This is a genomic window from Pseudomonas cremoricolorata, assembly GCF_000759535.1.
GTDB lineage: Bacteria > Pseudomonadota > Gammaproteobacteria > Pseudomonadales > Pseudomonadaceae > Aquipseudomonas > Aquipseudomonas cremoricolorata_A.
The window spans coordinates 2,797,835-2,820,713 of sequence record NZ_CP009455.1 but is presented as its reverse complement, the minus strand read 5'-3'; the positions used below and the strand labels follow the sequence as shown (position 1 = coordinate 2,820,713).

Annotated in this window: 20 protein-coding genes; all 20 read right to left on the bottom strand. The window is 63.6% G+C overall.

The window, feature by feature from the left end; translation table 11 throughout:
* Position 1: 1 nt before the first annotated feature.
* Positions 2-499: a flagellar basal body-associated protein FliL gene (gene fliL, locus LK03_RS12465; RefSeq protein WP_038412697.1), complete on the bottom strand. Its 498-nt coding sequence runs from the start codon at positions 497-499 to the stop codon at positions 2-4.
* A gap of 911 nt (positions 500-1,410) precedes the next feature.
* Positions 1,411-2,634 carry a flagellar hook-length control protein FliK gene (locus tag LK03_RS12460; RefSeq protein ID WP_038412695.1) on the bottom strand — a complete coding sequence of 408 codons (1,224 nt, stop codon included), beginning with the start codon at positions 2,632-2,634 and terminating at the stop codon, positions 1,411-1,413.
* Between the two features lie 99 nt (positions 2,635-2,733).
* Positions 2,734-3,081 carry an Hpt domain-containing protein gene (locus tag LK03_RS12455; protein ID WP_038412694.1) on the bottom strand — a complete coding sequence of 116 codons (348 nt, stop codon included), beginning with the start codon at positions 3,079-3,081 and terminating at the stop codon, positions 2,734-2,736.
* Positions 3,082-3,313: 232 nt separating this feature from the next.
* The gene (gene fliJ / locus LK03_RS12450) at positions 3,314-3,766 is read right to left on the bottom strand and encodes a flagellar export protein FliJ (RefSeq protein ID WP_038412693.1); all 453 of its coding nucleotides are present in this window, start codon (positions 3,764-3,766) and stop codon (positions 3,314-3,316) included.
* A gap of 3 nt (positions 3,767-3,769) precedes the next feature.
* The gene (gene fliI, locus LK03_RS12445) at positions 3,770-5,131 is read right to left on the bottom strand and encodes a flagellar protein export ATPase FliI (protein ID WP_028694537.1); all 1,362 of its coding nucleotides are present in this window, start codon (positions 5,129-5,131) and stop codon (positions 3,770-3,772) included.
* Complete coding sequence (gene fliH, locus LK03_RS12440) at positions 5,121-5,900, bottom strand: flagellar assembly protein FliH (protein ID WP_038412692.1); 780 nt, start codon at positions 5,898-5,900, stop codon at positions 5,121-5,123. Before fliH ends, fliI begins: the two co-directional genes overlap by 11 nt.
* A gap of 78 nt (positions 5,901-5,978) precedes the next feature.
* On the bottom strand, positions 5,979-6,998 hold the full coding sequence (gene fliG, locus LK03_RS12435) for a flagellar motor switch protein FliG (protein ID WP_038412691.1): 1,020 nt from the start codon (positions 6,996-6,998) through the stop codon (positions 5,979-5,981).
* Positions 6,991-8,769 carry a flagellar basal-body MS-ring/collar protein FliF gene (gene fliF / locus LK03_RS12430; protein ID WP_038412690.1) on the bottom strand — a complete coding sequence of 593 codons (1,779 nt, stop codon included), beginning with the start codon at positions 8,767-8,769 and terminating at the stop codon, positions 6,991-6,993. The genes fliG and fliF overlap by 8 nt, the downstream gene beginning before the upstream one ends.
* A gap of 11 nt (positions 8,770-8,780) precedes the next feature.
* The gene (fliE, locus tag LK03_RS12425; RefSeq protein ID WP_038412689.1) at positions 8,781-9,107 is read right to left on the bottom strand and encodes a flagellar hook-basal body complex protein FliE; all 327 of its coding nucleotides are present in this window, start codon (positions 9,105-9,107) and stop codon (positions 8,781-8,783) included.
* A 103-nt stretch (positions 9,108-9,210) separates the two neighbouring features.
* Positions 9,211-10,569, bottom strand: a complete 1,359-nt coding sequence (locus tag LK03_RS12420; protein ID WP_038412687.1) for a sigma-54-dependent transcriptional regulator — start codon at positions 10,567-10,569, stop codon at positions 9,211-9,213.
* Positions 10,566-11,786, bottom strand: a complete 1,221-nt coding sequence (locus tag LK03_RS12415; RefSeq protein WP_038412686.1) for a sensor histidine kinase — start codon at positions 11,784-11,786, stop codon at positions 10,566-10,568. Before LK03_RS12415 ends, LK03_RS12420 begins: the two co-directional genes overlap by 4 nt.
* Positions 11,787-11,992: 206 nt before the next feature.
* Positions 11,993-13,468, bottom strand: coding sequence for a sigma-54 dependent transcriptional regulator (locus tag LK03_RS12410; protein WP_038412684.1), 1,476 nt, complete (start codon positions 13,466-13,468; stop codon positions 11,993-11,995).
* A gap of 174 nt (positions 13,469-13,642) precedes the next feature.
* Positions 13,643-13,939 carry a flagellar protein FliT gene (fliT, locus tag LK03_RS12405; RefSeq protein ID WP_038412682.1) on the bottom strand — a complete coding sequence of 99 codons (297 nt, stop codon included), beginning with the start codon at positions 13,937-13,939 and terminating at the stop codon, positions 13,643-13,645.
* Between the two features lie 17 nt (positions 13,940-13,956).
* Complete coding sequence (gene fliS, locus LK03_RS12400) at positions 13,957-14,358, bottom strand: flagellar export chaperone FliS (protein WP_038412681.1); 402 nt, start codon at positions 14,356-14,358, stop codon at positions 13,957-13,959.
* 78 nt (positions 14,359-14,436) lie between these two features.
* Positions 14,437-15,825, bottom strand: a complete 1,389-nt coding sequence (gene fliD, locus LK03_RS12395) for a flagellar filament capping protein FliD (protein ID WP_038412680.1) — start codon at positions 15,823-15,825, stop codon at positions 14,437-14,439.
* An 81-nt stretch (positions 15,826-15,906) separates the two neighbouring features.
* Positions 15,907-16,263 (bottom strand): flagellar protein FlaG, encoded by a 357-nt coding sequence (locus tag LK03_RS12390; protein WP_038412678.1) that lies wholly within the window; start codon positions 16,261-16,263, stop codon positions 15,907-15,909.
* Between the two features lie 74 nt (positions 16,264-16,337).
* A complete protein-coding gene (locus tag LK03_RS12385) occupies positions 16,338-17,765 on the bottom strand; it encodes a flagellin (protein WP_038412677.1) in 1,428 nt (475 codons plus the stop codon).
* Positions 17,766-18,011: 246 nt separating this feature from the next.
* On the bottom strand, positions 18,012-18,953 hold the full coding sequence (locus LK03_RS12380) for a ketoacyl-ACP synthase III (protein ID WP_038412675.1): 942 nt from the start codon (positions 18,951-18,953) through the stop codon (positions 18,012-18,014).
* A gap of 299 nt (positions 18,954-19,252) precedes the next feature.
* Complete coding sequence (locus tag LK03_RS12375; protein ID WP_038412673.1) at positions 19,253-20,815, bottom strand: flagellar hook-associated protein 3; 1,563 nt, start codon at positions 20,813-20,815, stop codon at positions 19,253-19,255.
* A 13-nt stretch (positions 20,816-20,828) separates the two neighbouring features.
* Positions 20,829-22,871, bottom strand: coding sequence for a flagellar hook-associated protein FlgK (gene flgK / locus LK03_RS12370; protein WP_038412672.1), 2,043 nt, complete (start codon positions 22,869-22,871; stop codon positions 20,829-20,831).
* Positions 22,872-22,879: the final 8 nt, after the last annotated feature.

Genomic DNA, 22,879 nt, shown 5'->3' with positions numbered 1-22,879 from the left:
CCTACTGCAATACGAAATTGGTGAACAGCAACTGGTCGATGACCGGCTTGCCGACTTCTTTCTGCGCCACTTCCTGCACCACCGCGGTGGCTTTCTGACGCAGCATTTCCTGGCCCACCGGGCTGCCGGCCAGGGTGTCGAAGCCTTGTCCGGAGAACATCATCACCAGATTGTTGCGAATCACCGGCATGTGCACTTTCAACGCGTCCAGGTCGGCCTGATTACGCGCCTGCAAGCTGATGCTCACCTGCATGTAGCGCTGGCGTCCGTTCTGATTGAAGTTGACCACGAACGCCGGCGACAGAGCCTCGTAGATCGCCTTGGGCTTGGCATTGCCAGCAGCGGCCTCGGCAGGCGCGGCGGCTTCGCCCTTATGCATGACGAACCAGGTGGCACCTACCGACAGACCGATCGCCAGCAGCAGGCCGACCACGGCCAGGATGATCAGCTTGAGTTTGCCTTTTGCAGCGGGGTCTTTGTCCGTTTCGCTCTTGGCCATGCCAATAATCCGTCATCCGTAAGGGGTTGAAAGGAAGATGACGGGGTTGAGCAAGTGTTGTGCCAGATTGCCAAGGTCGTAGTCGTCGAGCTGTTCGGGATCGGACTTTGGGTTCCAGGCTGGTGAGGTGAATGGGTTGGGTTGGGTTGGCTGGTGTAAGCCTGTAAGCGCTGCAGTTGCCTTCACGGGCCAGGTTTCGCCTGGCGGCGACCGACTTTTGAGGGCAAAAGTCGGCAAAACCCCGTGCTCCACTAGCCGGCCCTGCACTGCGCTTCGCTCCGTGCCGGGTTCCCTGCGCTCCGGCCGGCTACAGTCGCGGCCTGTGGCGCTTGGACGATTGAGGTACAAGAGCCTTCGCGCGCCCGAGCCATCGCAGCTGTCGCTTGCAAGGATCTGGTTCTGGCGTCACGAGGCTGAGCGGCGGCTGCCCGGGATATTTGAATCGTGAACTTGTCGAAATCCATCTGACTGATCGCAACAACATCGGCATAGCGCTTTTTGTACACAGATCGCTCAGACAACACCGATCGCGACTGTAGCCGGCCTTCGTTCCGGTGCTCGTAGGGCCGTGCGCGCAGCGCACCCGAGGCGCAGCCGAGGACGCGAGGTGTTAGGGTTGCGCAGCAACCCTTGCCCGCGCTGGCCCGAAGAGTGCCGGAACGAAGGGGACCCGAAACGGAGCGAAGCGCAGAGTAGGGCCGGCTAGTGGAGCATGGGGGTTTTGCCTACTTTTTCCCCAAAAAGTAGGTCGCCGCCAGGCGAAACAGGGCCTGAAAGCCAACAACTCTCTAGCAGTTGCTTAGCCTTCACTTGATAGCTAGATCGGCACCTGCCGTCGACGCTGATGAGCGCCAGTCACATCGCAGATTTCGCCTAACGGCAGCCTTGCTCTCAGGCTACGCAGGACATGATCAGGCGTAATAATCCACCGCACTATCACCAAGTACCACCTGCTGCTCCTGCACACCACCGACCTGCCCGACTGGCGCACCCTCCCTGCCTTCAGCACGACGCGCAGCGACGCCAGACAGCTGCGGCGCGTCCTGCTGCTGGTTCGGCTGATGCTGCTGACGCGAGTGGTCGGCGACGTTGACGTCAGGCTGCTGCAGGCCCTGCTGGGTGAACAGCTCGCGCAGGCGGTGCATCTGGCTGTCGAGGGCGTCGCGCACGCCGGCGTGGCCGCTGATGAAGGTGATCTGGGTGGAGTGGTCGCTGGCGACGTTGACGCGGATGTCCAGGCGCCCGAGTTCGGCCGGCGCCAGCTGGATATCCGCCGACTTGAGGTTCTGGCTGGACAGGTACATCACCCGGTTGACCAGGTTCTCGGTCCACGCCCCCTGATTCATCGGCAAGGGCTGGTTCATGGCGGCGGGCTGAGTACTGGCGGTTTTCGCGGTGACCGCCTCGCTGAGGTTCGCCAGGCGATTGGCGAAATCATCCACACGCGTGTCGCTGCCGGTGGCCTTGAGATCTTTCAGGCCATCGTCAAGCAAGGCGCCGAACGACTTGCCGCCCGATTCGCCAGCCGTCTCGTCCGTCTCGGCGCCCTCTGCGGGAATCGCCAAGGGATTGACGGCGAGTCGGTCGTTGGCTGCCTCACCGTCATCGGCATGCACCGAGGTCGTCCCCTGGGCCTTGGCGTTCTGCTCCAGCGCCAGGCGCAAGGCAGGCATGTCCGCCAGGGCATCGCCCTGCGGATCGAACGCCGCCTGCGATTCTGCACCTTCGGCGTCAGCGCCGGTCAACGGCGCAGCCTGCAGCAGCGGGGTGACGAACTCGGCCTGGGCCTGCAGCAACTGCGCACCGGGGGCAGCATCATTGACCTGCCCGGCCACCAGGTCGGCATCACGCGGCTTGCCGGCCTGCTCGCTGGAGGACGCTCGCTCTGCCGGATCCGGCAACGCCTTGCCGTCGGCGGCAACGCTGACCGCCTTGGCGGGCACGCCCTTGCCGTTACCCGCCTTCGCCGGGGCGTCATTGTGCGAACCCTTGGCGCTGTCACGCCCCTGCCCGGCCATGACCTGCTCGAAATCACCGGCGCCGCCCTGCGAAGCCTTGTCGGCGGGCGCCGAGCTGGCCTTGGAAGGTGCGCTGAGGCTGCTGGCTTGCAGCAAGGGATTGGGTGCGACGGGCATCGAGGGGTCTCCGTGCCAGGGTGGCTGACATCAGTGGCTTGGCGTATCAGCACAGGTACAGGCAAAACTCGCGCCACATTCACCCATGCCGCACCCGATTCAGCCGGCGACCAGACGCCTTTGCTCGTCACGGTAGAACAGTTGCACCTCCTGGTACTCCAGGTCGATGCGGTTGATGAGGTCTTCGATACCGTACAGCGGCTGCTGGCGCACCCGTTCTTCGAGCTGGCGGCACAGCTCGGCCAGGCCCACGGCGCCCATGTTGCTGCTGCTGCCCTTGAAGCTGTGCGCGGCCAGGCCCAGCTCGGCCGCATCGCGGGCATCATGCAGCTGGCTCAAGCGTCGTTCGGAATCTTCGAGAAAGGTCTCCAGTAACTGCAGGTAGCCGCCCTCCATGACCTCACGCAAATCGTTCAACATCTCATGGTCGATATGTACGTTCACCACTTGCTCACTCCTTGATCAAGCTCGTCTGCCTGGCTGAACCCAATGGCCAGCCGGCGCCTTTTCGTTGCTGTACATCCTTGCTCATCCTGGCAACGCTCGGTGATCTGTCGACGATCAGACGAGTGCTTGCCGATCAGGTTCCACAAAGTGGTCGAAGTGTAGCGCCCTCAACCGGGAACGCGCGCCGATCAGCGCGACTTCGTCGGATCGACAGGCTGCACCGACTGAACGGTCATGGGAATTCGTGTCGCGGCAAGCGCTGCGACAGTTCATCGAGCAGTTTCTGCTCGCGTTTGTCCTCGATCCGCCGCGCTTCGTCCAGATAGCGCTGCACCAGCTTGCGCAAGCCCTCGACCCGCGCGTAGGCCTGCTGCCACGTGTCGCGGGCATTGTTCAGGTTGTTCTGGTGCCAGGTCAGGCTCTGGCGCTGCTGGGTCATGGCCGTCTCCAGCTGGCCGAGGAAGCGCTGGTAGTTGACCAGCCACGAGCCGTTGACGCCCTGCCCCCCGCGATTCAACCACTGCTGCTGGTAGTCCTCGCGGAACTGCTCGAGCTCACGTAGCTTGGTCTGCGCCAGGCTCACCTGCTGCTGAAACTGACCAAGACGCTGCGCAGCTTTGCGCTCGCCCTCCTCGGCCATTTCCACGACCGGCGCCAGGCGCGCGGCACGGCTAGGGGTCGCCATGGCTTAGGCGCCCGGCGCCGGGGCCGCGAACACCTCGGCCAACTGCGCACGGCTCTGCGCCATGCTGACGTTTTCGTCCAGCGCCTGGCGCAGGTAGCTGACCAGCTTGCCCTGCAAGGCAATCGCCAGGTCGGTTTCCGGATCGCCCCCGGCGACGTAGGCGCCGACGCTGATCAGATCGCGACTCTGCGACAGGCGCGACCACAGCTGCTTGAATTTCTGCGCCTCACGCAAATGCTGGTGCTCGACCACCTGCGGCATCACCCGGCTGATCGAGGCTTCGATGTCGATGGCTGGGTAATGACCTTCCTCGGCCAACCGCCGCGACAGCACGAAATGGCCGTCGAGCACACCACGCGCCGAGTCGGCGATCGGGTCCTGCTGGTCGTCACCCTCCGACAGCACCGTGTAGAACGCCGTGATCGAACCACCGCCCGCCTCACCATTGCCGGCGCGCTCCACCAGCTTGGGCAGCTTGGCGAACACCGAGGGCGGGTAGCCGCGGGTCGCCGGTGGCTCGCCGATGGCCAGGGCGATTTCCCGCTGGGCCTGGGCGAAACGGGTCAGCGAGTCCATCAACAGCAGCACGTTCTTGCCCTTGTCGCGGAAGTATTCGGCGATGCGCGTGCAATACATGGCGGCGCGCAGACGCATCAGCGGCGCGTCGTCGGCGGGGGATGCGACCACCACCGAGCGCTTCAGGCCCTCTTCACCGAGAATGTGCTCGATGAATTCCTTGACCTCACGGCCCCGTTCGCCGATCAGACCGACGACGATGATCTCGGCCTCGGTAAAGCGCGTCATCATGCCCAGCAGCACCGATTTACCCACACCGGTACCGGCGAACAGGCCCAGACGCTGCCCACGGCCGACGGTGAGCAGGCCGTTGATGCTGCGGATGCCGACATCCAGTGGCTGGCTGATCGGCTCGCGGTTGAGCGGGTTGATGGTCGGGCCTTCCATCGGTACCCAGTCCTCGGCCTTCATGCCGCCCTTGCCGTCCAGTGCGCGGCCGGCGCCGTCCAGCACACGGCCAAGCATGCTCATGCCCATCGGCAGGCGACCGTTATCGTCCAGCGGCACCACCCGCGCACCCGGGGCGATGCCCGCGACACTGCCGACCGGCATCAGAAACACCTTGCTGCCGGAAAAGCCCATCACCTCGGCTTCGACTTCCACCGCGTGATAACCGTCGTCGTTGATCACCCGGCAACGGCTGCCGACCGCCGCGCGCAGGCCTTCGGCTTCCAGGGTCAGCCCGACCATGCGCAGCAGACGGCCCTCGGCCACCGGCTGCGCGGGCAACGCGATGGCCTCGGCATAGGCGCCGATGCGCTTGGCGAAACTGGTGCGGTCAAGGCGCATCGGCGGTGTCCGGCGCGCTGGAAATGTCGATGGACAGGTCGGCCGGCGCCGGATGCAGGGCCTGTTCGTGCAACTGGTCGAACAGCTGCGCCACGGCTTTTTCCATGCGCGTTTCCATGCTCGCGTCGATGCGGCTATGGGCGGTCTCGATGCGGCAGCCGCCCGGCAGCAGCGACTCGTCTTCGAGCAACTTCCACTGTTCTTCATGGCGTTCGCGCAGGGCCTTGGCTGCGGCAAAATCCTGGGGATTGAGGTGAATGCGAATATTGTCGGCGCCCATTGGCAGCAGTTTCAGCGCCTCACGCAGCACCTGGGTGATCTGGCTGGAATCGGTATGCAGCTCGCGGCCAATCACTTGGCGGGCGATGTGGCTGACCAGGTGCACCATACCGCGCTCGATCTGCGTATCCTGCTCGGCAATCGGCTCGAGCAGGTGCTGCATGACCTGTTCAAGACTGGCGAGCTTGGCGCTCAACGCCACCTCGGCCTCCTGACGCACTTTAAGCTGGGTGCTGTGAAAGCCCTCGCGCTCGCCGGTGGCGAAGCCCTCGTTGTAGGCCTCCTGGCGGATCGCTTCGAGGTCTTCGAGGGTCAGGGGCTGCACCTCGTCGATCGGCACCTCTTCGATCTCGTCCTCGACCGGCTGAGGTTGCTCAGGCACTTCTGCGGCTGGCGGTGGCGCGGGGTCGAAGCTGGGCAGCGCCCACACATCGACGCCCTCCAGGTCGCGGGCGCGGATCAGGTCACTGGGGTGTTCGGTGGAGGACATGGCAACGCCTTAAAAGAATTCGCGCCGTGCCCTCAGGCGGCACGGCCACAGTCGACGCGACGCAGCGCGCGGTCAGACTCAGATCATTTCCTCGCCGCCCTTGCTGCCGAGCATGATCTCGCCGGCATCGGCCATGCGTCGGGCGATGGTGAGGATTTCCTTCTGCGCCGCCTCCACGTCGCTGACGCGCACCGGGCCCTTGGCCTCGAGGTCGTCGCGCAGCAGTTCCGAAGCGCGCTTGGACATGTTCTTGAAGACCTTGTCCTTGACCCGGTCGTCGGCGCCCTTGAGGGCCACCACCAGCACGTCCGAGGACACCTCGCGCAGCAGCGACTGAATACCGCGGTCGTCGACGTCGCCCAGGTTGTTGAACACGAACATCAAGTCTTCGATCTGCTCGGACAGGTCGCCATCGACCTCGCGGATCGAGTCCATCAGTTGACCTTCGACCGAGCTGTCGAGGAAGTTCATGATGTCGGCGGCGCGCTTGATGCCGCCCAGGGTGGTGCGGGCGGCGTTGGAGTTGCCGGAGAACTGCTTTTCCAGAATCTGGTTGAGTTCCTTGAGCGCCGCCGGCTGCACGGTGTTGAGCGACGACACGCGCAGGATGATGTCCAGGCGCACCTTGTGGTCGAAGTTGCTCAGCACCTCACCGGCCTGGTCGGGGTCGAGGTAGGCGACGACGATGGCCTGGATCTGCGGGTGCTCGTAGCGAATGACGTCGGCTACGGCCCGCGGCTCCATCCATTTGAGGCTGTCCAGGCCGCTGGTGTTGCCGCCCAGCAGGATGCGGTCGATCAGGCCGTTGGCCTTGTCTTCGCCCAGGGCCTGGTTGAGCATCTTGCGAATATAGCCATCGGAGCCAACGCCCAGACTGGTCTGATCGCCGACGGTTTCGACGAACTCGCTCATGACCTGCTCGACCTGGTCGCGATGGATGTTACCCATCTGCGCCATGGCCACACCGACCCGTTGCACTTCCTTTGGACCCATGTGGCGCAGCACTTGGGCAGCGTCGGTTTCGCCCAAGGACAGCAGGAGAATGGCCGCCTTGTCGACGCGGCTGAGCTTGGCAGTTACGGCGCGGTTATCACTCATCGGCGTTGATCCAATCCTTCACGACTTGGGCGACACGGCCCGGGTCTTCGGCCACCAGGCCTTTGATTGCGTTGAGCTGCGCTTCGTAGCCCTCGGTCGGGCTTGGCAGCAGGATGCTTTGCGGGCCGCCGAGGCTGACCCGATCGTTGCCCAGCTCGCCGTCCAGGCCGAGCATGCCGCCCAGCTCGCCGTCGCCTTCGCCGCCAGCGGCCTGCTTGCCACCACCGGTGATGTTGTTGAGCACCGGGCGCAGCACGCCGAACACCAGCACGAGAATGAACAGCACCCCCAGCACTTGCTTGACGATGTCCCAGAACCAGGGCTGCGAGTAGAACGGAATGTCCACCAGCACCTCGCCACGGTCGGCGGCGAATGGCACGTTGATCACGCTGACGCTGTCGCCGCGGCTGGCGTCGAAACCGACCGCATCCTGCACCAAGCGGGTGAAGCGGGCCAGGTCGTCACTGCTCCACGGCGTGCGCGTGGCCTCGCCGGTGGTGGCATCGAGCTTGACCTGATCGTCGACTACCACCGCTACCGACAGCCGGGTCAGGCGCCCCTGCTGCTGGCGGGTGTGGCTGATCGAGCGGTCCAGTTCGAAGTTCTTGGTGCTCTGTTGACGCTTGTCGCTGGGGTACGGTGCGAGCATCGGCTGGCCGGTGGCCGGGTCCATGACCTGCTGGCCGTTGGCATCGAGCAGCGGCTGGCCAGGCTGAATAGCGCCGGCGGCAGCGGCTGCGGCGGTAGCGTTCTGCGGCGCGGTCGCGGCCCCCGGCGGCTGGTTGCTCAAGGCCCCCGGCACGCCCTGCGGGCCCTGGCTGCTGGAGCGCTGCTCGTCGACCGACTGCTCGCTGCGCAGCGCCGGCTGCTCGGGGTTGAACTGCTCAGAGGTCGATTCGACGGCGCTGAAGTCGACATCGGCGGACACTTCGGCCTTGTAGCGGTCATTGCCCAGCACCGGCTGCAGGATGCTCTGCACGCGCTGGGTCAGCAGGCCTTCCATGCGTCGGCTGTAGTCGTACTGCTTGCCGGCCATGGTCAACGCGGTGTCCTGCAACTGCTCGGAGAGCAGGTTGCCCTTCTGGTCGACCACGGTGACCTGCGACTTGTCCAGCTCCGGCACGCTGGTGGCGACCAGATTGACGATGGCCATCACCTGGCCGTTGTCCAGGGTGCGCCCGGGGTACATCTCGACCAGCACCGAGGCACTGGGCTTGCGTTCGTCGCGGACGAACACCGAACTTTTCGGAATCGCCAGGTGCACGCGGGCAGCCTTGACGTTGTTCAGGCTCGACACGGTGCGCGCCAGTTCACCTTCCAGGCCGCGGCGATAGCGCGTGGCCTCCATGAACTGGCTGGTGCCCAGGCCCTGATCCTTGTCCAGCAGTTCGAAGCCGACGTTGCCGTCACTCGGCGCCACGCCGGCGGCGGCCAGCTTCATGCGCGCACGGGACAAATCATCGGCCTTGACCAGCAGCGCGCCGGAGTTGGGTTCGACGCGATAGCCGATGTCGGCAGCGCCGAGGGCTTCGATGACCTGCTTGGTGTCGAGCCCGGCGAGGCTGCCATACAGCGGACGGTAGTCCGGCTGCTGCGACCACAGCACCACGGCGAAGCCCACCGCCACGCTTGCGGCCAGCCCGACCAGCAGGCCGACCTGGCGCAGCGCCGGCATGCGCGAGATGTTTTCCAGGAACGCCAGGCCTGGCAGGCCTTTGCCTGCACGCAGACCGCTCTTGGCGGGTGGATTGTCGACAGCTGCATCGGCCACTTACTGAGCCCTCAAACTGGCATCTGCATGATGTCCTGGTACGCCTGGACCAGCTTGTTGCGTACCTGAGTGAGCGCCTGGAACGACACCGAGGCCTTCTGCGAGGCGATCATCACGTCGGTCAGGTCGACATTGCCCTTGCCGACTTCGAAGGCATTGGCCAAGGCGTTGGACGACTGCTGAGTCTCGTGCACCTTGCCAATCGCCTGGCCGAGCATGTCGGCGAACGAGTTCTGCCCCAGCTCAGGCGCAGCGGCGGCTTTGGGCATGGACATGGCGTCGGCCTGCATGGCGCGCATGTCGAGCATCAGACGATTGAATTGAACACCTTGGGTCATGGATTTCTCTCTCCGGCGGCCGCATTTTTTTGACACTCATGCGGCAGGTAGAGAGGAACTAGCAACAAGAATGCCAGCCCGCTCGCAACCCTTTGGAAAAGCCTCAGATGTCGAGGCTGGCGTCGACGTCGAAACCGGCGTCGCGCATCTGCGCCAGCTTGTAGCGCAGGGTTCGCGGGCTGATGCCGAGACGCTCGGCGGCTTCCTTGCGCCGGCCCCGTTCGGCGCGCAAGGTGTCGAGGATCATCTGGAATTCGTGACGGCGCAGATCATCGCCCAGCCCCGAGGCTTCAGCGCCTTCCACGCTGCCCAAGGGCACGGCGTGGGCCGGGGCAGCGCCGATCCCAGGCAGACAGAAATCCGCCACCTCGATCAGCCCCCCCTGCTGCAGAATCAACGCCCGCTGCATCGCGTTGTCCAGCTCACGTACGTTGCCCGGCCAGGGATAATCGCGCAGGCCGGCGGCGGCTGCCGGCGACAGACGCACCGGGGCATGACGCATCTTGCTGGCATGGCGCGCCAGCAGACGCTCGGCCAGCGGCAGGATATCGTCGCGACGCTCGCGCAGCGGCTGCCAGGCCAGGGGGAAAACCGAGAGACGGTAATAGAGGTCTTCACGAAAACGCCCCGCCGCCACTTCAGCGGCCAGGTCACGGTTGCTGGTAGCAAGCACGCGGATATCCAGGGCGATCGGCTTGCGTCCGCCCACTCGCTCCACTTCACGCTCTTGCAACACCCGCAGCAGTTTGGCTTGCAGGCTCAAAGGCATTTCGGAAATCTCATCGAGCAGCAGGCTGCCGCCGTCGGCCTGTTCGAACTTGCCCGGCTGCGCGGCGATGGCACCAGTAAAGGCGCCTTTCTCGTGGCCGAACAGGGTCGCTTCGAGCATGTTGTCCGGAATCGCCGCGCAGTTGATCGCCACGAACGGCCCTTGGCTGCGCGCCGATTGCTGGTGAATGTAGCGGGCCAGCACCTCCTTGCCGGTGCCGGACTCGCCGCAGATCATGACCGTCGACTCACTGCGCGCCACCCGCGCGGCCAGGGCCAACAGTTGCTGACTGCTGGCGGCGAAGGCGACCGGACCTGCGTCATCGACCACGCGATTGGCAGCATGGCGAGTGACCAGATCGAGCAGCGCGCGCGGCTCGAACGGCTTGACCAGGTAATCCACCGCGCCCTGGCGCATGGCGTCGACCGCACGCTCTACCGCCGCGTGGGCGGTCATCAACAGCACCGGCAACTGCGGCTGGCGTTGGCGCAGTTCGGCGAGCAGTGCATGGCCGTCCATGCCGGGCATGTTGACGTCGCTCACCACCAGGCTGAAGGCCTGCTGGCTGACGGCCTGCAGCGCCGCTTCGGCAGAACCGACCGCATGCCAGGCGAAGCCACCGATCTCGAGGGTATCGGCCAGGGCCTGGCGCAGGTTGCGGTCGTCCTCGACCAGCAGCACGGCACCGGTCATGCCAGTGCCTGGCTGGCAGGTGTGGCGATCAACGGCAGGATCAGGGTGATGCAGGTGCCGCGTCCGAGCCGCGAACGCACACGCACCTGGCCCTGATGGGCACGCAGCACCGCCTTGACCACCGCCAGGCCCAGCCCGGTGCCGTTCGATTTGGTGGTAACGAAAGGCTCGCCCAGGCGCGCCAGCACCTGCGGTTCGATGCCGCTGCCGGCATCGCTGACGCACAGATGCAAGTACTGGTCACGGCGCCACAGGTGCACCTTCAGGCGAGCACCACCGCTGCTGGCCTGCACTGCGTTGTCGATCAGGTTGAGCATGGCGCCGACCAGGGTGTCGCGATTGCACAACACCTCGCCGAACCGCGCATCGCACTGCCAGCGCACGGCATGGCCTTGCAGATGACTGTGGGCGGCCTGCTGCAAGGCCTGAAAGAGCGCCTTGGGTGCCAGGCGGTCGGTCAACGGCAGTTCGCCGCGGGCGAATACCAGCATGTCGCGCACTTGGTGCTCAAGCTCGTGCAGGCGCTCCTTGAGCTGAGTGGCGAAGCGCACACGGGTGGGCTCGGGCAACTGCTGGGCACCATCGGCCAGATGCGCGGCATAAAGCATCGCAGCCGACAGCGGCGTGCGGATCTGATGGGCCAGCGAGGCCACCATGCGCCCCAGGGTCGACAGCCGTTCGTTGCGTGCGAGCTGGTCTTGCAGGCGCCGGGTTTCGGTCAGGTCGGTGAGCAGCACCAACTGGCCCGGCTCATCGCCCAGCGAGCGGGTGGCGATGGACAGACGCCGACCATCGCGCAGTGACACCTCATGACCGTCATCCTGGCGCGGGGCAAAACTGCGGGCGATGACCTCGCGCCACAGCTCGCCGAGCAAAGGCTCACCCAGTAGCTCGGCGGCCGCAGGGTTGGCTTCGGCGATCCGTCCCTGAGCATCGATGACGATCACGCCACCGGGCAACACGTCCAGCAGGCTCAGCAAGCGATTGGCAAGCCGTTCTTTTTCCGCCAGTTCGGCCATGCGCTGGGCACTGACCACCGCCAGTTCACCCTTGAGCTCACTGACCCTCGCCTCGAGCATGCCGTACGACTCGTTGAGCTGGCTGGAGACTTGGCTGAACAGCGCGAACGCTTGCTCCAGCCCCTCCCGGCTCTGCTGTTCGACCGGGACACGGCGCTGTGGATCAGGAACTCGGGAAAAGGAGGCGGCCTGGGGCATCGTGGACTCTCGCGTGGCTGACCGTCATAAAAACGACCTGTTGGCGAGGGTGTAGCAAGGGGCGTGCCGGGGTGGCTGTATGGTCTGCGCTGCTCGGTGGCCTGCACAACAGGCCTAATCCAGCCGACTCAACACAGTCAGGTATCGAGGGGGAGGATCAAGCCCCCCTTGGGCCCACAGCGGCACAACCGCTGGCCCGGCCCAGCCTACTCCTCCGCCGAGTCCTCACCATCACGGCGGCTCATGCCGTACTTGCGCATTTTCTCGACCAGTGTGGTACGGCGGATGCGCAGGCGTTCGGCAGCGCGGGCGACGATGCCGTTGGCGTCGTCCAGGGCCTGCTGGATCAGCCCTTGTTCAAGGCCCCCGAGGTAGTCCTTCAGATCGAGCCCTTCTGCCGGCAGCATCGCCTGGCTGGCGAAGTTCGGGGTATGGCCGTTGATGGCCACGCGCTCTTCGAGGTCGCTGCGCAGGCTGTCGACCAGTTGCTCGTCCTCGTCCTCGATGTAGCGGAATTTCTTCGGCAGCTCCGCCACCCCGATCACCCCATAGGGATGCATGATCGCCATGCGCTCGACCAGGTTGGCCAGTTCACGGACGTTGCCTGGCCAGCCGTGCCGACACAGTGACATGATCGCTGCCGAGTTGAAGCGAATGGACCCGCGCTTTTCATGCTCCATGCGCGAAATCAGCTCGTTCATCAGCAGCGGGATGTCTTCGACGCGCTCGCGCAGCGGGGCCATCTCGATGGGGAAGACGTTGAGCCGGTAATACAGGTCTTCGCGGAACGAGCCCGCTTCGATCATGGTTTCCAGGTTCTTGTGGGTCGCGGCGATGATGCGCACGTCCACGCTCTGGGTCTTGTTGCTGCCGACCCGCTCGAAGGTGCGTTCCTGCAGCACGCGCAGCAACTTCACCTGCATAGGTAGCGGCATGTCGCCGATTTCGTCGAGAAACAGCGTGCCGCCATTGGCCAGCTCGAAACGCCCGGCGCGGCTGGTGATGGCGCCAGTGAACGCGCCCTTCTCGTGTCCGAACAGCTCACTTTCCAGCAACTCGGCAGGAATCGCCCCGCAGTTGACCGGCACGAACGGCGCATCACGGCGCTTGGAGTGGTAGTGCAGGTTGCGCGCAACGACTTCCTTGCCCGTCCCCGATTCACCGAGAATCAGCACACTGGCGTCGGTGTCGGCGACTTGCTGCATCATCTGCCGCACATGCTGGATGGCGCGGCTGGTGCCTACCAGGCTGCGGAACAGGTTGGGCTCGCGCTGACGGCCACGCTCACGGGCCTGGTCGTACATCTCGCGATAGACCTGGGCACGGTGCAGGGAATCGAGCAACTGGCTGTAGCTGGGCGGCATTTGCAGATTGGACAGCACACGCCGGCGCTGCTCGTCGGGGAAGTCGGCGGAAGAAATTTCACCTAAAAGCATAACAGGGAGGAACTCATCCCACCCTGCGACGGTCTTAAGCTGCCCAAGGACCCCGCCCGGCGCGTCCACCGAGCCGATGAACACGCAGAGTACCTCGCGGCTCGAAGGCAATGACTCGACCGTCTGCTGCCATTGCTGGCTAGAGCAGGCAAGGTTGTCTTCGCCCAGAAAGTTCAGCACCACCGCCATATCGCGGCGCCGGTCGCTGTCGTCGTCGATCAGCAGAATCTTGGTTTCACGCCACATGCAATAGCAACTTCCCTAGTCATATCGGCGCCGGGGAGGCGAGTTCGACATCATTCCGACAAGATTGTCAGCGTTCGGACGTCTGAAATTCGAAAACAGCCACTAGTAAAGTAAAAAATGTAGATGCAGTCAAATTAATGGCGCCGAGTGGGCGTTGTTTTTGCGTCGTTCTACTCAGCTGAACAGATGGTATACCTTAGCGGCGGATTTTGCCTGATTGATCTGAGACATTTCCTCGGCAATGGCTTGCCTTTCACCCATTGTCGCGCTGAGCAGATCGCGGTAGACCTCCAGCAAGTCTTCCAGCTTGGCCTTCACTTCGCGCTCATCGACCAGCGGTGCGGTGAGCATGTCATCGATGCACACCCGGCAGGTTTCGTCGAGCCGGCCGATGGCGTCCCAGTCGCGCTCACCCAAGGCGTTGAGCAAGGCATCGCGGGTTTCGTCGAAGCGTTGCATGGCGTTGCTCACGGTGCTCCCCTTCCGGCTCAGCCGGCTTGTTGCGCTGGCGGGATCTGATCCCAGCCGCTCTTGACGGTAATCAGCAGCCGGGCGACCTCATCGATCATCTCGGCATCATTGGCGATATTGGCCTGCATCAGGCGGTTGGTCATGTACACGTACAGGCTGGCGAGTTGCTCGATTGACGCTGGGTTTTCACTCTTTTGCGCATCCAGGCCATCGCGCAGGCCGATGATGATGTCGATCGCTTTGCCGATCATCAGGCCTTTCTCGGCCACATCGCCGCGGGCCAGCGCGCCCTTGGCCTGGGCCAGGCGATCCAGGCCGCCCTCCATCAGCATCTGCACCAGCCGATAAGGCGTGGCTTCGGAGATCTGGGCATGGGAATTGACCTTCTGATACTGGCGAAGGGCTCTCATGGGGTTCATCGTGCAACCTCGGGACAGGAAAAGTTAACGGCTCGATGACTTCTATGTCGGCCGAGCCGGAAAAAACTTGATGCTCGATCAGTCGTCGCTCTTGGCTTTGTTCAGCGCGTTGAGGGTGGTCATCACGCTATTGCTCTGGGCGCGCAGCTGGGCCACCAGGGTGTCCATGGCGTTGTACTTGTCCTGCAGGGTCTTCTGCAGGGCGGTCATGCGCTCGTCGAGCTTGCTCTGCTCGGTGGTGAGCTTGTTGAGGTTGTCGGTAAGGGTCTTGGTACGCTCGGCCAGGGTGCCAGTGTTGGCCTTGGCGAAGCTCTCGGTGGCGTTCTTCATGCGCGCCAACAAGCCGTCCTTGCCGTTGAAGACGCTCGACAGGTCGGCGATGTTGGTCGCCGCGGCTGCCGTCCACTTCTTGTCGTCCAGGCTCAACAGGCCACCATCCTGGGAGGTGGTGACGCCAAACTGGGCCAGGGACTTGAACGCGCCCTGCCCCGACAGCTGGCTCAGCTCGTTGCGAATCGAGGTCACCAGGCCACGCATCGTCGCGTCACCGGTCAAGGCCCCGGCCACCGGGTTGCCATCGGCGCCTTTGGTCACCTTGGTTTCGGTGTTGATGGTGGTCATCAGCGCGTTGTAGGTGTCGATGAACCCCTGCACACCCGACTTGAGGGTCGGAGCGCTGGTAGTCAGCGACAGGTAGATCGGAGAACGCTCCTTGCTGGTGCCAGTTTCCGGGGTTACTCCGGTCAGCGTGATGCTCAGGCCACTGACGGCATCGGAGATGTCGTTGCTCTTGGAACTCATGGCGATGCCATCGAGCAGGTACTTGGCATTGGCCGGCGCGGTAATCTGCGTGTATCCGGTGTCGATGCCCGAATCTCCGCCCAGGGTGATGTCCGAGCCTTCGCCCATCTTGGTGGAGGTGACCACCAGACGCGAGCCGTTGGCGTCGGTCAGCACGTTGGCACTCAGACCTACGGTGCCGAACTGGCTGTTGATGTTGTCGCGCACCTGCTGCAGGGTCATGCCCGGCGTGACCTTGAGGTCGTAGGTCTTGCCCGACTGGCTGATGCTCAAGGTGGTCGTAGCGTCGGTCTTGTTGACCACCGAGCCTGCCCCGCCGGCGTACACCTGAGTGGAAACCTTGGAGGCGGTGGCCAGGTTTTCGACGACCAGCGAGAACGTACCGTTGGCAGCGCCATTGCTGGCCTTGACCGTGGCGACCTTTTCATCGGACGACTTCACGCTCAAGCCGCTGAAGGTGTTGCTGTCGGTCATGGTCTGCAACGCGCCGCGGAACGCATCCAGCGCCGCCTGCACCTTGCCGATCGAAGACAACGTGGTGGTCGCCTTGAGGGTCTGAGTATTGATCTGGGCCTGTTTCGGCGCTTTCTGCGAATTGACCAGTGCCTGCACGATCGCCTGGGTATCGATGTTCGAACCGATACCGCTGACTGTTGAACCTGCCATCGTTGTCTCCCTGTTTCAGTGGCCGCCAACTGCTTGACGAGCCATACGCCAGGCAGCTTGGGCAACAAGTTTCATGCCAACCTACGCTTCATCCTTGAACAGTAGACTGTTGGCATCGTTGAGGTTCTGCGCCAGCTTCAGCGCAGTCTCGGAAGGAATCTGACGCACCACCTCGCCGGTGTCGGTGGCAACCACCTTCACGACGACCTTGCCGGTGGAGTCATCTATGGAAAAATCCAGGTTGCGGTGGTTGTCGCTGGCAAATTCGCGAATCTTGCCCACGGCCTTCTCCAGGTCTTCGCGGGTCGCGGCCTGGTCCACCGGGGTCACGGCGTCAGGCGCCTTGACCGTTGCTGCTGACGGGTCCTTGTCCGAAGAGACTGCAAGCGAGGTCACGATCGGCGTGTAGGCCTGGCTCAACTTGACGCTCATGTCCATCACTGAACTCCTCTAATCAGAACGGCAAAAGGGCACGGAGTACGCGCCCTTTTGCCTCTAGCCCACTGCGCGGATTACTGCAGCAGTTTCAGGACCGAGGACGGCAGCTGGTTGGCCTGGGACAGGATCGCGGTGGAAGCCTGTTGCAGGGTTTGCTGCTTGGTCAGTTCGGCGGTTTCCGAGGCGAAATCCACGTCCTGCACGGTGGAGCGGGCAGCGGTGGAGTTCTTCTGGATGTTCTGCAGGTTGTCGACGGTGGTGGTCAGACGGTTCTGCGTAGCACCCAGGCCGGAACGGACGCTGTCGATCGAGGCGATGGCCTTGTCGATGACTGCCAGGGCGTTCATCGCGGTGGTGGCGTCGGTTACGTCGGTGTCGGAGATGGTGGTTTTCTGCGAAGTCAGTGCGGTACCCGTACCGAACACTTCTTGTGCACCCGCGCCGCTCAGCGAGTAGCCCTTGGCCGAGTCCAGCGACACTGCACCGGTGGCGACCAGGTCGTCAGCGATCGCTACCGCGCCGGTGAACTTGCCGTCGCCGCCTTTGGAGGCAACTTCGATGGCCGCACCGCCGGTGACTGCGGAAAACTTGACGTTCTCACCGGAATCGGACTTGATCGACAGAGCGCCGCTGGATTGGTCAAAGTTGACGCTGATGCCCAGTTTGGCCGAGTTGGACTTGAGCTGGTCGGCCAGGCCGGCAACGTTGGTCACACCTTTGAGGTCAACCTTCTGACCGCCCACGTCCAGGGTGAAGTCCACAGGGGTGGTGGTGGCAGCAGCAGCGTCAACGGTGAACTTGACCTCAGTGCTGGCCGAAGCGGTCAGACCGCCGATCAGACCGTTCAGGCCTTTGGCGATGTCCTTGGCCGAAGCGCCGGCAGCGACGGTGTAGTCTTCGCTCTGGCCGTTACCCGTCACGGTGATCAGGCCGCCGGTCAGACCGTTGGCTTTCGGATCCGCGCCAGTGGTCAGGCTCTTGATCTGCTGCGAACCAATGTTGTTGGCAGCGACGTTTTCCAGCGACAGGTTGATGGTTTCGTTGGCGTTGGCGCCGACCTGAATGGCTTTGGTGCCGTACGAGCCGTCCAGCAGCTTCTGGCCACCGAAGGTGGTGGTCTGGGCGATACGGGTCAGTTCGGCAGTCAGCGCCTGGTATTCGTCGTTGTTCGACTTACGGTCGTCGTTGCTCAGCGAGCCAGTGGACGAGGACAGGGCCAGGGTACGCATCTTTTGCAGGATGTCGGTCGAAGCCTGCATCGCGCCTTCAGCGGTCTGGGCGATCGAGATACCGTCGTTGGCGTTTTTCACTGCCTGGCCCAGGCCGTTGATCTGGCTGGTCAGACGGTTGGAGATCTGCAGGCCGGCGGCATCATCCTTGGCGCTGTTGATCCGAAGGCCGGAAGACAGACGCTGCATCGAGGTCGTCTGGGCGTTGCTTGCCTTGGTCAGGTTGCTCTGAGTGGTGATCGAAGCAATGTTGGTGTTAACGGTTAAAGCCATGACGAAATCCTCGGTGGATGAGTTACTGCGGCTTCCGGCCTTGGCAACCGCCGGATGTGGCCTAGAGAACCTTCGTAATGGTTATCGTCGGATGCGTCCCTGGCTTGAGGGCAATTTGCAAAAAAAATTACTAGCACCTGGCCATCTTTCGATAAATCAAGCGTTTAGCTCGCGTCTTTGGCGATGAACGGGCAAAAAAAAGCGCCCGGGCAATAGGCCCGGGCGCTGCTGTTTCCATCGCTTCGGTCAGCTTCGCTGCAAGATCGCCGAGCCCCACGACAGCCCGACGCCAAAGCCACTGATCGCCACCCGGCGCCAGGTGCCGCCGAACATGTGCTTCTCGAGCAACAGAGGAATGCTCGACGACACGGTATTGCCGGTCTCGAGCATGTCCTTGACGAACTTCTCGGGGTGTTTGTCTTCCAGCTCTTCCTCAAAACGCCGGGCCACGGCGTCGACGATGGCCGCGCTGCCCTGGTGAATGCAGAAGGCATCGATGTCGGACGACTGCAAGTCGCTGGCTTCGAGCAGCTCGCGCAGGTGCGCCGGCACCTTGAGCAGGGCGAAGTTGAACACCTGGCGGCCATTCATGAAGAACGTGCCGTCGCTGACCTTCAGGTGCGCCGCGCCGGCGCCATCGGTGCCGAAGCGTGCCTGCCCCAGCTGCCAGTCGGCGCCCTCGGCCATCCAGGTGGCGGTGGCGGCGTCACCGAACAGCATGGTGGTGTTGCGATCATCCGGGTCGACGATCTTCGAGTACGGGTCGGCGGTGATCAGCAGGCCGTTCTTCAGCCCCGCCGCTTCCATGAAGCCTTTGATCGCGTACAGCCCATACACATAGCCCGAGCAGCCCAGGGAGACATCAAACGCGGCCACCGAAGTCGACAGGCCGAGCTTGTCCTGGACGATGGCCGAGGTGTGCGGCAGGCCTTCCTCGTCGCCATTCTGGGTGACGACGATCAGCGCATCGATGCTGCGCGGGTCGAGGCTTGGGTTGTTGACGAACAGCGCCCGTGCGGCCTCGACGGCGAGGTCGGAGGTCTCTTGTGCAGCGTCCTTGCGCGGCAGGAAGGCCGAGCCGATCTTGCCGAGGATGAAGTCTTCGTTCTTCTCGAAACGTGCACCTTGGGCATAGTTGTCCACGCCCTGGGCCGGCACGTAGCTGGCGATGCTTTTAATGCCAATCATTCTGGCTTCCCAATCAAAACAGCCAAAGTCCGCCGCTCGTCGTGCGAGGGCGCCAATAGTGGGGCTGGCGCGCGAAATCACAACGCGCAGGGCTCTCGTTGCCTGTAAGTCGAAAGATAAAAGGCAACAAAATGCGACAGCCGCCGACAGGATACAGGGAAGATGCAGGTTTTGACTCATTGGTCACATGGAAATAGCCAAACGCGACCCTTCGCACATGGCCGCGCCGGATACTTCGAAGGCGCTGCAGGCCCCGAAACGCGCCGAGCCGCCCTCCCCTGGCGGGCCGGCGCGCAGGATCAGAGCTTGTTGAACAGGCTCAATTGCGACACCCGGGCAAAGGCCATTTGAGAAGCTTCAAGCATGGCCTGCTGCAAGGTCAGGGTGATCGCGGCCTGGGACATGTCGGTATTGCCGATGGCGTTCTGCGTGGTCTTGTTGGCCACACCCAGGCTGGTGTTTTCCTGGCGCTGAATCTCCAGCGAGTTGCCGCGAGCGCCAATCGAGCCACGGGTGATGTCGATGCGCTCGCGGCCGCTGGCGAGGTTGGCGACTGCCGAGGCCACGGCATTGCGCAGGTCGATGTTGACGGTTTCGCCATCGATCGGTGCATCCAGCGCGGCGCGCAATTGCGCCAGGGTCTGCAACGGGTTCTGCGTCTGGTGGGTGTCGACGCTCACGCTGAACTCATCGCCTGCCGCTGGCGCATCGCTGACCTGATAAGTCACCCCGGCCACGGTGAAGGCATTGCCGCTCATGCTGCCCGTGGCCACCGGCTGGCTGTCATCGCTCATCGGCTGGGCATAAAGCGCGTAGTCGGTGGCGCTGGTGAAGCGAATCACCGCGCCGCCACTTGGGAACGTGCTGTGGTAGTCGGTCGGGTTGCTGATGCTGCTACCGGTGATCTGCGCGGTCGAAGGGTTACCGGCGCCACGGCTGGCGGTCAGGCTGTCCGGGCGCGTCTGCAGGCTGAACTGATGGCCGGCCACTGCGGCGTCTGCGTCTTCGCCGTCCTTGAGCGACAGGTCGATGCGAAACTCCACGCCGCGCAGGGTGACCACGTTGCCGCCTTCGGTGTTGGCATCGAACACGCCATTGGTGGCGGTCTGTGCGGTGATGTCATTGCCGCTGGCGTCGGTGATGGTGAAACGGGTCGAGCTGGTGAAGTTCAGCGAGTACGGCTGGCCGCTGGCGAAGCGCTCGTTGTAGGTCGAGGTCGAGGTCATCAACCCCTGCGAGACCTGCACCTTGTTGTCGTTGGGCAGCGGCGCGGTCAGGGCCGCCTCGGTGCGGTTCTTGTTCACCGCCTGGTCGAAGACCGTGAAGCCGGTGTCATTGGTTGCCAGGTTCAGGGTATCGGACACCTGCAGGCTCAGCTGGGTCTGGTCGCCGTGATAGCTGTAGGTGCCGTCGGCATTGCGCACATAGGGCGGCTGGGCGGTCTTGGAACCACCGAACATGTAATTGCCGTTGGCGTCGCGGGAGTTGAGCAGGCCAAAGACGTTGGCCTCGATCTCTTTGAGCTCGCTGCTGATCGAGGTGCGGTCGGCGTCGGTCAGGCCCGCACCGCCAGCGCGCAGGGCCAGGTCGCTGGCACGCTGCAAGGCCTCGTTGACCGTCGACAGCACGCTCTCTTCCTGCAACAGGGCATTGTTGACCGTGTTCATGTTGGCGTCGTACTGGCCGAGCAATGCCTGCTGTTGCTGCAGAATCAACAGCCGCGCGGCGCCGACCGGATCGTCGGCGGGCGTCTGAATACGCACACCAGAGGTAATCTGGTCGTTGGTCTTGGCCATGTCGGCGAAGTTCTTCGCGTAGCTGTTGGCGCTGGCATCGTAGAACTGAGCAGTGGAAATTCGCATGGTCAGCTAGCCCTCACAGCGCGTTGATCAAGGTTTGGAAGGTTTCCTGCGCCGCTTTGATGATCTGCGACGAGGCCGTGTAGTAGTGCTGGAACTTGACCAGGCTGGCCGCTTCGTCATCGAGGTTGACCCCCGATACCGCGCTGCGGCTTTCCTTGGCTGACTTGAGTACGGCATCGGTGGCGGTGCCATCGATCTTGGCCTGATTGGCCTTGGCGCCGACCTGCTCGACCAGCGAGGCATACGAGGCTGTGAAGCTGATACCGCCGCCAGACTGCGTACCGACCGTGGCTTTGGTCTGCAAGGCCAGCAGTTGCGCGGCATTGCGATTGTCGGACTTGCCGTCACTGTTGAACGACAGGGTGAAGGTGTCATTGCCGTTGGGGCTGCCGCCGATCCGCGTCTCGACCTTCAAGGTGCGCGGGTTGCCGCTGCCGTCGAGCAGTGGCGTACCGTTGGCATCGCGCAGCGGCACACTCAGCGCCAGCTTGTTGTCCTGCCCAGGCACGATGCTGCCGGTGCCGATCGAGGCGCCCTTGGCATCGAACAGGGTGTAGTTCTGCGTGCCGTTGCTGGCCGCCTGGAACACCAGGCGTACCGGCATGGAGCTGCGCATGGCGTCCTGCACGGCGGCGGTATCGGCGCCGCCGTAAATATCGAGGCGCTCACCGAGGGTGGGCTGGGTGATGGTGCCGGTGCCGCCATTGCCGCTGCCGGCAGCGGCACTGACGGGCGCAGCGAACGCCAGTTTGTTGGCATCCTGGGTGACCGTGCTGATGCCTAAGGCGGCGCTGCGGGTCGGAATCACCTTGAAGCTGTCGCCAGCGGCCAGCGCGCCTCCCTTGAGCGCCAGAGTGAAGCCGTCGATCACCGGCGCCGGATTGGCGCTGAGGTCGAAGTTGCCCATGTCGCTGCCATCGGAACGGCGCACGCTGTACTGATTGGCGCTGGAGAACTTGACCTCGTAGTCGTAGGTGGTCAGCGCCCCGCTGTTGGCGATGGTCACATCGAGGTTGCCCGAGCCTGCGCTGTTGCTCGACGAGGCCAGGCTGCGCTGAGCGATGGCCGTGGCGCTGTTGATGCTGGAAAACAGATTGCTGCCGAACTGGCCATTGGCATCGAGCCCCTGGCCGAGCTGGCCGTTGATGCTGTCGGAAACCACCAGCGCGACGCGGCCCAGCTCGTTCATGGCCGGCATCAGCACGTCGCTGCGGTAGCGCAGCAGGCCACCGATCTGCCCGCCGCTGATCACCGAGGTCACATCCGAGCTGAAATCCTGGTACTGGATCTGGAGGCTGGCCTGACTCTTGTCGGCACTGCCTGGCTGCACCGACAGCGGGTTGGCGCGTACCCCGACCACCAGTGCCTGACCGCTGCCCAACGACACATCGAAGTTGCCATCACGCTCCTGCACGGTGACGCCGACCAGCTCATTGAGCTGACGCACCGCCTCGCTACGCGCATCGAGCAGGCTGTTCGGCGCGTTGCCGGAGGCTGACAGCGCGACGATCTGCTTGTTGTACTCGGCGATGTTGTTGGTGAGCTTGTTGACCTGCCCGGCCTGGGTCTGCAACTGCGAGTTGATCAGCTCGTTCTGCTGGCTCATCTGCCCGGAGACGGCATTGAAACGGTTGCTCAAGGTCTGCGCCTGGGTCAGCAGCAACTGCCGCGAAGCGACATCTGACGGCGAAGCCGAGGCGGTCTGCAAGGCCGAGAAGAAACCGGTGAGCACCGAACTGATGCCGGTATCGCGGTCGGCCAGCAGCTTGTCGATGCCAGTGATCTGATCCTGGAACGCCGTGGCGTCGGCTTGCAACGAAGTGGCGGTCTGCAACTGGTTGTCGAGGTAGGCGCTGTAGATGCGCCGCACTTCCGACAAGGTGGTGCCGGTGCCGAGAAAACCCGCGCCGATGTTCTGCGAGGGCGACGAGGTCTGGATGACCTGCTGACGCGAGTAGCCCGAGGTCGCGGCGTTGGCGATATTGTTGGAGGTGACCGACAGCGCCGCCTGGCTGGCACTCAGGCCGCTCAGCCCGATCGAGATCAGATTAGTCATGGGTCAAT